10 protein-coding genes are annotated in these 12001 nt (G+C 46.0%); 9 read left to right on the forward strand and 1 reads right to left on the reverse strand.

What is annotated here, in order from left to right:
- The first annotated feature begins 18 nt into the window (after positions 1 to 18).
- Together DW896_RS11100 and DW896_RS11105 are read left to right on the forward strand one after the other, a co-directional pair.
- Entirely contained in the window at positions 19 to 1206 is a 1188-nt protein-coding gene (locus tag DW896_RS11100) for an AGE family epimerase/isomerase (RefSeq protein ID WP_005834850.1), read from the forward strand.
- Between the two features lie 18 nt (positions 1207 to 1224).
- Entirely contained in the window at positions 1225 to 2016 is a 792-nt protein-coding gene (locus DW896_RS11105) for an SGNH/GDSL hydrolase family protein (protein WP_005834852.1), read from the forward strand.
- On the opposite strand, the gene DW896_RS11110 is transcribed toward DW896_RS11105, so the two are convergent.
- A complete protein-coding gene (locus tag DW896_RS11110; RefSeq protein WP_005834854.1) occupies positions 2013 to 3347 on the reverse strand; it encodes an aspartate kinase in 1335 nt (444 codons plus the stop codon). The genes DW896_RS11105 and DW896_RS11110 overlap by 4 nt on opposite strands.
- A 304-nt stretch (positions 3348 to 3651) precedes the next feature.
- On the opposite strand from DW896_RS11110, the gene DW896_RS11115 reads away from it, so the two are divergent.
- The 7 genes from DW896_RS11115 (at position 3652) to DW896_RS11145 (ending at position 11994) form a co-directional block, all read left to right on the forward strand.
- Positions 3652 to 5004 carry a sigma-54 dependent transcriptional regulator gene (locus DW896_RS11115; protein ID WP_008662930.1) on the forward strand — a complete coding sequence of 451 codons (1353 nt, stop codon included), beginning with the start codon at positions 3652 to 3654 and terminating at the stop codon, positions 5002 to 5004.
- Between the two features lie 418 nt (positions 5005 to 5422).
- Complete coding sequence (locus DW896_RS21880; RefSeq protein WP_353795016.1) at positions 5423 to 5470, forward strand: potassium-transporting ATPase subunit F; 48 nt, start codon at positions 5423 to 5425, stop codon at positions 5468 to 5470.
- A gap of 18 nt (positions 5471 to 5488) precedes the next feature.
- Positions 5489 to 7195 (forward strand): potassium-transporting ATPase subunit KdpA, encoded by a 1707-nt coding sequence (gene kdpA, locus DW896_RS11125; RefSeq protein ID WP_009037805.1) that lies wholly within the window; start codon positions 5489 to 5491, stop codon positions 7193 to 7195.
- Positions 7196 to 7225: 30 nt separating this feature from the next.
- Positions 7226 to 9274, forward strand: coding sequence for a potassium-transporting ATPase subunit KdpB (gene kdpB / locus DW896_RS11130; RefSeq protein ID WP_005834857.1), 2049 nt, complete (start codon positions 7226 to 7228; stop codon positions 9272 to 9274).
- Between the two features lie 12 nt (positions 9275 to 9286).
- Positions 9287 to 9859 (forward strand): K(+)-transporting ATPase subunit C, encoded by a 573-nt coding sequence (locus tag DW896_RS11135; RefSeq protein WP_005834858.1) that lies wholly within the window; start codon positions 9287 to 9289, stop codon positions 9857 to 9859.
- A gap of 146 nt (positions 9860 to 10005) precedes the next feature.
- Positions 10006 to 10761 carry a hypothetical protein gene (locus DW896_RS11140; protein WP_119993248.1) on the forward strand — a complete coding sequence of 252 codons (756 nt, stop codon included), beginning with the start codon at positions 10006 to 10008 and terminating at the stop codon, positions 10759 to 10761.
- Positions 10762 to 10872: 111 nt separating this feature from the next.
- Positions 10873 to 11994: a sensor protein KdpD gene (locus tag DW896_RS11145; RefSeq protein ID WP_119993250.1), complete on the forward strand. Its 1122-nt coding sequence runs from the start codon at positions 10873 to 10875 to the stop codon at positions 11992 to 11994.
- The last annotated feature ends 7 nt before the right edge of the window (positions 11995 to 12001 follow it).

Below are 12001 nucleotides of genomic sequence, written 5' to 3' on the forward strand. Positions count from 1 at the left end.
CTCATAACTCAAAAACTTGTGGATATCAAGAAGATGAAACAGGAGATGGAGGAGGAGTTGGTCTCCAATATCCTCCCCTTCTGGATAAACAGAATGACGGATGAAGTGAACGGCGGCTTCTACGGCCGTATCACGGGTCGAGAGGAGGTGAAGCCCGAAGCTGAAAAGGGGGCCATCCTGAACGCCCGCATCTTGTGGACCTTTTCGGCTGCATACCGCTTGCTGAGGAGGCCGGAGTATCTGGAAACGGCTACGCGTGCCAAACGCACTCTTATCGACCGTTTCTACGACAATGAATTTGGCGGAGTTTACTGGTCTCTCGACTATAAAGGCAATCCGCTCGATACCAAGAAGCAGATTTACGCTTTGGGTTTCGCCATCTACGGGCTGAGTGAATATGCTCGTGCCACGGGCGATGATGAAGCGCTGGCATATGCCATCCGTTTGTTCGAGACTATCGAAGAGCATAGCTTCGACCCCGTGAAGAACGGTTATTGTGAAGCCTTGACCCGCGAATGGGGAGAGATAGCCGACATGCGCCTCAGCGCCAAGGATGAGAACGAGCGCAAGACGATGAATACCCATCTGCATATTCTGGAACCTTATACCAATCTTTTCCGCATGTGGAAGGATACCCGTCTGGAGAGGCAACTGCGCAATTTGATAGGCCTTTTCACGGAACGGATTCTGAATATCAAGACCGGTCATCTGGAATTGTTCTTCAATGATGATTGGGTTAGTAAATACCGCATTGTCTCCTATGGGCACGATATCGAAGCCTCCTGGTTGATACACGAGGCTGCCCTTGTTCTGGGCGATAAGGACCTCCTGGAGAAAGTGGAACCACTTGTAGAATACATCGCTGCCGCTGCCGATGAAGGATTGACGCCCGACGGCAGCATGATATACGAGACTTTTCTGGATAAAGGAAAGACCGATACCGACCGCCACTGGTGGGTGCAGGCCGAGAACGTAGTGGGACATGCCAACCTCTACCAGCACTTTGATGACGAAGTGGCCATGCAGAAGGCTCTCCGATGTTGGGACTTCATCAAGCAGCATCTGGTAGACTACAAGTACGGAGAATGGCATTGGAGCGTGCGTGCTGACGGCACGGTGAACACCGATGATGACAAGGCGGGATTCTGGAAATGTCCGTATCACAACGGACGTATGTGCATGGAAATTATTGAACGTTTTTCATAGGTTTTCTATCATAAGAAGATGAATAGATTGATGGTTTTGGGGATTCTTGTCTGGATGGGGATTGCGCTGCACGCGCAATCTCTTTATCCGGACTTCAGCAAGCTGAACTTCGGGTGCGACGGAAACAGCATTACCGCAGGCGAACAATGGTCTAAGACTGTAGTGGATAAACTCGGATTCGCTACACATCACAACGTGGCGGTCGGTTCTGCCACATGGGCATGCCATCCCGATACTCAGGATTATGGCAGCGAAGCTTTTGCCGGCATCTCTGGCGGTTGGCAGGTTACGGAGGATAGGCATGAGTTACAGATGCGGCACAACAACGTGTCAAAGGTGCATATCCAGAAGTTCATAGCCGAAGTGGAAAGTGGCGCTTACCCTGCGCCCGATGTCTTTGTGTTCTCTATGGGAACGAATGACCGTAACTTGGGTAGTGCCGAAGAGGCCCTTAAAGGGAAGACGCTCGATGAAGTAGATGTCAACACCATGGCGGGCGGTGCCCGTTGGTCCATTCAGACCATTCTGGAGCATTATCCCCAATGCCGCGTATTCGTGTGCACGCCGATTCAGACCGGCAACCCCGAACACAATGCACTGAATCTGCAGAAGATTGCCATCTTGCGTGAGTTGTGCCGGGCGCTTTCCGTGCAGCTGATAGACTGTTACTCCAATTGTGGTATCACCGAAAAGTTTGAGCAGCCTTCCGGTAGCGGGCGCTATCTGCGCGACGGGTTGCATCCCGACAAACCGGGGCAGGAGCTGATGGGCCGTTACATCGCGAAGGAGATACGGAACCATTTCTTTTAGTTCCGTTCTGCATATTCCGGTTGGAATAACTTATCATTTAGGGCTTGTAAAGCCCTTTTTTTGTCTGTATTCTTAATGACGAATGCCACGTCATTATTGCTGCTGCCATATGAAATCATCCGTAGGGGGATGTCCTTTAGCGCCTCCATAATCTTTGCCTCAAACCCGGCATATTCCCATTGCATGTTGCCCACCACGGAGACGATGGTCATGCGGTCTTCTACCAATACATGGGCATATTGGCGTAGTTCGGAGATGATGTTCGATAAACGAGTGCAGTCGTCTATAGCCACAGATACGTCCAGATTGGAGGATACCAGCAGGCAGAGGGGGGTACGGTACTTGGCAAAAATGTCGAAAATCTTGCTGATGAACAGATAGGGACACAGATTATGGTTCGATTCGAACTTTATGTATATGATGTGGTCCTTGGCGGCTATGGCCTTGATGATATTGTCGTCCTGCAGGTTGGAAATTAGCGTGCCTTCTGCCGACGGTTCCATAGAGTTAAGCAACCGGACGGGAATATTCCTTAGGCGTGCCGGGGCGATACAGAAGGGATGCAGTATCTTGGCACCATAGAAGGCCAGTTGTTCGGCTTCGTTGAAGCTGAGGCGTTTCACGGGGCGGGTACCTGACACCTCGCGCGGATCATTGTTGTGCATGCCATCTATGTCCGTCCATATTTGTATCTCGTCTGCTTGGAGGGCGGTGCCAATGAGGGAAGCAGTGTAATCACTGCCGCCGCGTTTCAGGTTATCTGTTTCGTTATAGGCATTCTTGCAGATGAAACCCTGAGTGATGAAGAGATTGATGCCGGGATGGCAGGCAAGCTGTTCTCGGAGTTTTTGTTCTATATATTCCAAGTCGGGTTCGTTGTCGGGGCCGGTACGCATGAAGTCGAATGCACAAAGCAGTGCATTGGGAATTTTCAGCTCGCGCAGGTAGAAATGCATCAGAGCGGTACTGATAAGTTCGCCTTGTGCCAGCACCTCCTTCTCTTCGACGGAGGTGAAAGAGTTCTTGGTAAATTTCCATAGTTGCTGGAAGCGGTCGAGGATATAATCTATTGCTTCCCGTTTCAGTTTCTCGTCGGTCAGCAACCCATTGGCAAATTCGATGAACTGGAATTCCAGCCGGGTGATGCGGTCGTGGGCTTGTTCTATTTCACGGTTGAACAAGTTGGCGGCAATCTCCTCCAGATGGTTGGTGGTGCCTGCGGTGGCAGACAGTACCACAATCTTGGGTGTTGCATCTTTAATGAGTGTTGCTACATGTTTCATTCTCTCTACGGTGCCGACGGAAGTTCCGCCGAATTTACAAACTTTCATTTCTTGTTTCTTTTTTAACAGTTTCATAATTGCATTCATCCGGATGTTCTTCCTTCCGGCTTTTCATTTCAGGTGGCCTCTTTCCAAAATGGAAGGGGGAGGCATGAGGGGCTGTCACTGGGACTAGGCCTGCATAATGCCGCTGTGGCATTGTTGTGGTGGGATATTCATATCCCGGTTGGTGGCAGGCTCTTGCCCCTTCACCTATAAAAGTTCAAAAGATATGCCGTTGGTATTTGGGAAAAGCTTATATTTGCACACCCTGTTTTTTACCGTTATCAGTTTAAAAACTTATCGAATAGATATGAGTAAGATTCTAATCATTGATGATGAGGTACAAATCCGTACCCTTCTGACACGGATGATGGAGTTGGAGGGATATGACGTCTGTCAGGCTGGTGATTGCAGGGCTGCCCTGAAGCAACTGGAACTCCAAAATCCCGATGTAGTTTTGTGTGATGTGTTTCTGCCCGATGGAAATGGGGTAGACCTGGTGTTGGCTATCAAGAAGGCGGCACCCAATGTGGAAGTTATTCTGCTGACAGCGCACGGCAATATTCCCGATGGGGTGCAGGCCATCAAGAACGGTGCTTTCGACTACATCACCAAGGGAGACGATAATAACAAGATTATTCCTCTGATAAGCCGTGCTGTAGAGAAAGCGCGTATGAATGTGCGGTTGGAAAAACTGGAGAAGAAGGTGGGACAGACGTACTCTTTTGATTCTATCCTGGGAGAATCCAAAGTCCTGAAGGATGCTGTTTCATTAGCTCAGAAGGTGTCAGGGACTGATGTTCCTGTACTGTTGACTGGAGAAACGGGCACGGGTAAGGAGGTATTTGCCCAGGCCATCCATTACAGTAGTAAGCGTGCACGGCAGAATTTTGTAGCGGTTAACTGTTCTTCGTTCAGCAAGGAGTTGCTGGAAAGTGAAATGTTCGGTCATAAAGCCGGTTCGTTTACCGGCGCATTGAAGGATAAGAAGGGACTGTTCGAGGAAGCGAATAATGGGACTATTTTTTTGGATGAAATCGGTGAGATGGCGTTTGAACTGCAAGCCAAGTTGCTGCGTATTCTTGAAACCGGTGAGTATATTAAGATAGGTGATACGAAACCTACCCGTGTCAATGTCCGCATCATTGCCGCTACGAACCGCAACTTGTCCCAGGAGATTGTTGCCGGACGTTTCCGCGAGGATTTGTTTTATAGATTAAGCGTATTTCAGATACATCTGCCGCCATTGCGCGAACGTGCAGGTGATATCCGGCTGTTGGCGAAGGCTTTTATAAAGAGTTTTGCGGAACAGCTGGCGCGTCCGGTGGTTGAAATAGCTCCCGCATTTCTTGAAGCATTGGACTCCCAACCGTGGAAGGGAAATATTCGTGAATTACGTAACGTGATAGAACGCAGTATGATTGTTTGCGAGAGCGGATATCTGGACATTGCTGATTTGCCGTTTGATATTCAGAATGCCCATTATGAACACTCCAATGATTCAAGTCCCGGCAGTTTTGAACTTTCAGCTATGGAACGCCGGCACATTGCCCGTGTACTGGAGTATACAAAGGGGAATAAGACAGAAGCAGCCCGGTTATTGAAAATAGGTTTGACGACGTTGTATCGGAAGATTGAGGAATACAAGATCTCAGATCTATAATAGGGGGCTCAGTATACGACTGAGGTACCTTCGATATAGGACCGTGGCAAGATTATTCTTGAAACAGGCTTAGAAGCAGAAAGTGCCTATGGGCTAAAACATATCAAAACAGGTTGCACCTTTTCATTTTGAAAGGGTGCAACCTGTTTCTTTTTATACTTGTTTAGTATGTATTCTGTTGATAATTAATGGTGTATGGTATATGCGCTCTTTTTGGCACATATTTGGCACATTCCTGGCAGACAAAAATATGTAGTAACATTTTAAAAGGTAAAAACATGGGAATAACAGTATCATTTATTTTTTGCCTATTGAGCGGTTTGTTCGCCTTTTGGCTTTTCTGGAAATGCGTAGATTGGTTTGAGAAGATTTAAAAGAGAGAATTATGTACACAGCTTTATTTGTATTAGGTATTGTAATGTTCGGGTATCTGACTTATGTGCTGATAAGACCCGAAAAGTTTTAATGAATGGAGAGTGGAGAAATGAACACTGAAATTTTAGGTGTAGCCTTGCAGATTGTTCTGCTGATTGTGATATCCTATCCTCTGGGAAAGTATATTGCCAAGGTTTACAAAGGCGAAAAGACATGGTCGGATTTCATGAAGCCGGTCGAGAGATTGATTTATAAAGTGGCCGGAGTCAATCCGGAGGAAGAGATGAACTGGAAACAGTTCTTGAAAGCCCTGCTGATTCTGAATGCCTTTTGGTTTGTATGGGGCATGGTGCTACTCTGTACACAGCAGTGGTTGCCGTTAAATCCGGATGGAAACGCTAACCAGACACCGGACCTGGCATTCAATACATGTATCAGTTTTATGGTGAACTGTAATTTGCAGCATTATTCCGGTGAAAGCGGACTGACATATTTTACACAGTTGTTCGTCATTATGTTGTTCCAATTCATTACCGCCGCTACCGGTATGGCAGCTATGGCAGGTATCATGAAGGGTATGGCTGCTAAATCGACGAAGACTATCGGTAACTTCTGGAAGTTCTTGGTTTTGAGCTGTACACGTGTATTATTACCGCTTTCGTTGATTGTGGGCTTCATCCTCATTCTACAAGGTACTCCGATGGGATTTGATGGTAAGCTGGAAGTTCAGACGATGGAAGGACAAACCCAGTTGGTTTCACAAGGTCCTACGGCAGCGATTGTTCCTATCAAGCAATTGGGTACGAACGGTGGCGGTTACTTTGGATGTAACTCTTCACATCCGTTGGAAAATCCTACTTACTTGACAGATATTGCAGAATGTTGGTCTATCCTAATTATACCAATGTCTATGGTGATTGCACTCGGCTTTTACATCAAACGTAAGAAGATGGCTTACTCTATCTATAGCGTAATGCTTTTTGCTTTTCTTGTCGGTGTTTGCATCAATGTTTCGCAGGAGATGGGAGGTAATCCGCGCATTGATGAGATGGGAATTGCCCAAGACAATGGAGCAATGGAAGGTAAAGAAGTCCGTTTAGGGTCTGCTGCTACTGCTCTTTGGAGTATTGTGACTACAGTTACTTCCAATGGCTCTGTGAATGGTATGCATGATTCAACGATGCCTCTTTCCGGTATGATGGAAATGCTGAACATGCAGATTAATACGTGGTTTGGAGGTGTGGGTGTAGGTTTCATGAACTATTATACATTCATCATTATCGCCGTATTCATCAGTGGACTGATGGTGGGACGTACTCCGGAATTTCTCGGTAAGAAGGTAGAGGCGCGTGAAATGAAGATTGCTACCATTGTGGCACTGCTTCATCCGCTTATCATCTTGGGCGGTGTGGCACTTTCTTGCTTTTTGTTCGCTCATTATCCTGAATTTGTGGCAGGTGAGGGCGGCTGGTTGAATAATCCCAGTTTCCACGGACTGAGTGAGCAGCTTTATGAATATACTTCGGCTGCGGCCAATAATGGTTCTGGCTTCGAAGGATTGGGCGACAATACTTACTTCTGGAACTATACTACCGGCTGGACGCTGATTTTAGGACGTTTCCTGCCTATCGTAGGTCAGGTAGCCATTGCTGGTCTGTTGGCCGGAAAGAAATATGTTCCGGAGAGTGCCGGTACGCTGAAGACAGATACAGTAACTTTCGGTGTGATGACTTTTGCCGTTATCTTTATTGTGGCTGCCTTGTCATTCTTCCCGGCACATGCATTGAGTACGATTGCTGAACATTTCAGTTTGTAATAGTAGTTTGTAAAAAGTAATTTCATAGGTATGAAAGATAATAAATCAGCTTCTCTGTTTCAGAAGGAGCAAGTAATGGAAAGTTTGAAGCAATCATTCGTGAAGCTAAATCCACGGGTGATGATAAAGAATCCGATTATGTTTACGGTGGAAGTCGTAACGGTTGTCATGCTGATTGTCTGTTTCCTTTCATTGGGTACTTCGGAATATGGAGCATTCGGATATAATTTATTGGTATTCATCATCTTGTTTGTGACGTTACTGTTTGCTAATTTTGCTGAAGCCATCGCTGAAGCTCGTGGTAAGGCCCAAGCTGACAGTTTGCGTAAAACCCGTGAAGAGACTCCTGCTAAAGTGTTGGTTGACGGTAAAATCCATACCGTTAGCAGTTCACGTTTGAAGAAAGGTGACTATTTTATTTGTGAAGCAGGAGATACGATTCCTGCCGACGGTGAGATTGTGGAAGGTTTGGCCTCCATTGACGAAAGTGCCATTACCGGTGAATCTGCTCCGGTTATCCGTGAGGCCGGTGGTGACAAGAGTTCCGTAACTGGTGGTACAAAAGTTCTTTCTGATAAAATCAAGGTATTGGTGACGCAGCAACCGGGTGAGAGCTTTCTTGACAAGATGATTGCTTTGGTAGAAGGCGCTACTCGCCAGAAGACTCCGAACGAAATAGCATTGACTATTCTTCTGGCTGGTTTCACTTTGGTATTCGTTATTGTATGTGTAACATTGATTCCTATGGCTGATTATACGAATATTGACCATCCGGGAACTTATATCTCCATTGCAGCCATCATATCTTTGTTTGTCTGCTTGATACCGACTACTATCGGCGGACTGCTTTCTGCCATCGGCATTGCTGGGATGGACCGTGCTTTGCGCGCTAATGTAATTACAAAATCCGGTAAGGCGGTAGAAACAGCCGGTGACATTGATACCTTGTTGCTAGACAAGACTGGCACCATTACAATCGGTAACCGTAAAGCTACTAAGTTTCATTCGGCTTCGGGTGTTGACGAGAATTTGTTCGTAGAGGCTTGCTTGTTGTCCTCACTTTCTGACGAGACTCCGGAGGGTAAGTCTATCATTGAACTGGGACGTGAAAACGGTCATCGTATGCGTGATTTGAATACTACCGGTGCTCATATGATTAAGTTTACAGCCGAAACAAAATGTTCGGGTGTGGATTTGCAGGATGGTACTCAGATACGTAAAGGCGCATTCGACGCTATTCGCAAGATTGTGGAAAATGCCGGAAACAAGTTCCCGAAAGAGATTGAAGAGGTGATTGCTGTAATTACCAGCAACGGTGGAACTCCGCTGGTGGTATGTGTCAATCAGAAAGTTACTGGGGTAATTGAGTTGCAGGATATTATCAAACCGGGCATTCAGGAACGTTTTGAACGTCTTCGCAGGATGGGTGTGAAAACTGTGATGGTGACCGGTGACAACCCTTTGACAGCCAAATATATTGCAGAGAAAGCTGGAGTAGATGATTTCATTGCTGAAGCCAAGCCGGAAGACAAGATGGAATATATCAAAAAAGAACAGCAGGCCGGTAAGCTGGTGGCTATGATGGGTGACGGTACAAACGACGCTCCCGCCCTTGCACAAGCTAATGTGGGTGTGGCAATGAACAGCGGTACGCAGGCAGCCAAAGAAGCTGGTAACATGGTGGACCTTGACAACGATCCGACGAAGCTGATTGAAATTGTGGAGATTGGCAAACAGTTGTTAATGACACGCGGTACGTTGACTACCTTCTCCATTGCGAACGACGTTGCCAAGTACTTTGCTATTATCCCTGCTTTGTTTATGGTAGCCATCCCTCAGTTGGCTCCTCTGAACATTATGGGACTGCATAGCCCTGAAACGGCCATTCTTTCGGCTGTCATATTCAACGCTATCATTATTCCTATCTTGATTCCGTTGGCTTTGAAAGGTGTTCAGTATAAGCCGATCGGTGCCAGTGCGCTACTTCGTCGCAATCTGTTGATTTATGGTGTGGGTGGCGTCATTGCTCCGTTTGTCGGTATCAAACTGATAGATATGATAGTTAGTCTGTTTTTTTAAAACTTGGATAAAATGAAAACTCTTTGGAAATCATTTAAAATAACAATTGCATTTTGCATATTTTTCTCTCTGTTCTATATCCTTGTCTTGTGGATATTTGCACAGTTCGCCGGTCCCAACAAGGGAAATGCAGAGGTGGCAACACTCAATGGTAAAGTGGTAGGTGCAGCCAATGTAGGCCAGATGTTTACGCAAGATATTTATTTCTGGGGACGCCCATCTGCGGGTAATTATACAGCCGATGCTTCGGGTGGTAGTAACAAGGGACCTACGAACGATGAATACCTGGCAGAAGTGGAAGCCCGTATCGATACTTTTCTGGTACATCATCCTTATCTGAGCCGCAAGGATGTGCCTGCTGAAATGGTAACCGCCAGTGGTTCCGGTCTAGACCCACATATCACACCTGCTTGTGCTTATGTACAAGTGAAGCGTGTGGCTCAGGCACGTGGCATGAACGAGGCTGAAGTGAAAGCCATTGTAGACAAGAACATCAGCAAACCCTTTTTGGGGGTGTTTGGTACGGAAACTGTCAATGTGCTGGAACTGAACATTGCATTAGAAGAAGCCGATCAGAATAAATAATTTTTTAGTTGTGTTTGTCATGTGTTATGGGCAGGAGCGGAAGTATTTCTGTTCAGGCAGCGAAAGACTGTCATTTTACAGGGGGAGCCGAAACTTCCTTCCTGCCTTTCAACGATTGATTAGTAATGGTAAATAAATAGTTGGATATGAAAAGTTTAAAAATATCAATTCTAGTTTTTGCGAGTATGGTAGCTGCTTGTTTTATGGGAACCGGCAAAGTGCAAGCTCAGGAATTTACAATACAAGGTGATTTAGTCAGTTCTTATGTTTGGCGCGGCTTTTACCAGACGGGAGTCAGTTTTCAGCCCACTTTGGGTTTTGGGGTCGGTGATTTTTCTTTGACGGCATGGGGCTCTACCGATTTTGACGGAGTTTCTTCAGGAGAAGGGGCTGCGGCTAAGGAGATTGATTTGACGGCTGCCTATGCTTTGGGAGAATCAGGTCTAACTTTTTCTGTTGCCAGCTTGTGGTGGGGCGGACAAGGAGCAAGAAAGTATTTTAATTTTAAGAGCCACGAAACAGCTCATCACTTTGAAGCGGGATTAGCCTATACATTGCCGGTTGAAAAGTTTCCTTTGTCAATCGCTTGGTACACTATGTTTGCCGGAGCTGACAAAGATGACAAAGGCAGGCAGAATTATTCTTCGTATGTTGAACTCAACTATCCGTTCAGTGTTAAGTCTGTAGATTTGAACCTTACTTGCGGATTTCTGCCTTATGAAGCTGGGGTAGGAGTATATGGCGTTCCTAACAGCGGGTTTGCTGTAACCAATGTGGCACTGAAAGGCATTACGGAAATCGAGATTACTGACAGTTTCTCAATACCTGTATTTGCACAAGCCATTTGGAACCCTCGTATGGAAGATGCACATCTGGTATTCGGCGTTACTTTAAGGCCATGATTTATTTAGATATAACTTTAGAACTCATGAATTAGTGTTGGATGCCCGTGGCGGTCGTGATGATCGTTGCGGGTTATATGGTATATATAAAACAAGCAAGAAACAGAAGAAATGAGTAGGGAAGAAAGCGTACAACATTTTCTTGATTTGATTAAAAAGTCGCGGCGTGGCAAGTTCAAGGTCTACATCGGCATGATTGCCGGTGTAGGTAAATCTTATCGTATGCTTCAGGAAGCACACGAGTTACTTGACAACGGAGTAGATGTGAAGATAGGCTATATAGAGACACATGGGCGTGCCGGTACGGATGCCATGTTGGAAGGATTGCCCGTTGTTCCTCGTCGTAAGATATTCTATAAAGGGAAAGAACTGGAAGAAATGGATTTGGATGCCATTATCCAGATACACCCTGAGATAGTAGTGGTGGATGAACTGGCACATACCAATGTGGAAGGTAGTCGGAATGAGAAACGCTGGCAGGATGTGATGGATTTGCTTGATGAGGGTATCAATGTGATTTCCGCCGTTAACATCCAGCACATTGAGAGTGTCAATGAAGAAGTGCAGGGCATTTCGGGTATTGAGGTGAAGGAACGTATTCCCGATAGCGTTTTGCAAGAGGCAGATGAGGTGGTGAATATTGACTTGACTGCGGAAGAATTGATAGCCCGTTTGAAAGCTGGAAAAATTTACAAACCGGAAAAGGTCCCTACTGCCTTGAACAATTTCTTCAAAACGGAAAATATTCTCCAATTACGTGAACTGGCTTTGAAAGAGGTGGCTTTGCGGGTGGAAAAGAAAGTGGAGAATGAGGTGGTTACCAGTGTGGGAGTCCGTCATGAGAAGTTTCTGGCATGTATCAGCAGCAACGAGAAAACACCACGACGCATCATTCGTAAAGCTGCACGTCTGGCAACCCGCTACAATACTTCGTTTGTCGCCCTTTATGTACAGACTCCCAGAGAAAGTACTGACCGTATCGGTCTGGCAAATCAAAGGTATTTGTTGAACCACTTCAAATTGGTGACTGAACTGGGGGGGGAGGTTGTTCAGGTACAATCGTCGGATGTGTTGGGAAGCATTGTGGATACTTGTAGGGAGAAACAGATAACAACTGTCTGCATGGGAAGTCCGTCACTTTCTTTTCCGAAATCATTGTTTATGATATTGAAATACCGAAAATTTGTGCATGATTTGGCACAAGTAAACATAGATTTGATTATACTTGCATAATATTAAT

The organism is Bacteroides sp. AM41-16 (assembly GCF_003603495.1).
Classification (GTDB): domain Bacteria; phylum Bacteroidota; class Bacteroidia; order Bacteroidales; family Bacteroidaceae; genus Bacteroides; species Bacteroides uniformis.

Excerpts from the sequence above, each read along its gene's own strand:
- DW896_RS11105 (WP_005834852.1), top strand. The coding sequence starts at position 1,225 with ATGAATAGATTGATGGTTTTGGGGATTCTTGTCTGGATGGGGATTGCG.
- DW896_RS11110 (WP_005834854.1), bottom strand. The coding sequence starts at position 3,347 with ATGAAAGTTTGTAAATTCGGCGGAACTTCCGTCGGCACCGTAGAGAGA.
- DW896_RS11115 (WP_008662930.1), top strand. The coding sequence starts at position 3,652 with ATGAGTAAGATTCTAATCATTGATGATGAGGTACAAATCCGTACCCTT.
- kdpA (WP_009037805.1), top strand. The coding sequence starts at position 5,489 with ATGAACACTGAAATTTTAGGTGTAGCCTTGCAGATTGTTCTGCTGATT.
- kdpB (WP_005834857.1), top strand. The coding sequence starts at position 7,226 with ATGAAAGATAATAAATCAGCTTCTCTGTTTCAGAAGGAGCAAGTAATG.
- DW896_RS11135 (WP_005834858.1), top strand. The coding sequence starts at position 9,287 with ATGAAAACTCTTTGGAAATCATTTAAAATAACAATTGCATTTTGCATA.
- DW896_RS11140 (WP_119993248.1), top strand. The coding sequence starts at position 10,006 with ATGAAAAGTTTAAAAATATCAATTCTAGTTTTTGCGAGTATGGTAGCT.
- DW896_RS11145 (WP_119993250.1), top strand. The coding sequence starts at position 10,873 with ATGAGTAGGGAAGAAAGCGTACAACATTTTCTTGATTTGATTAAAAAG.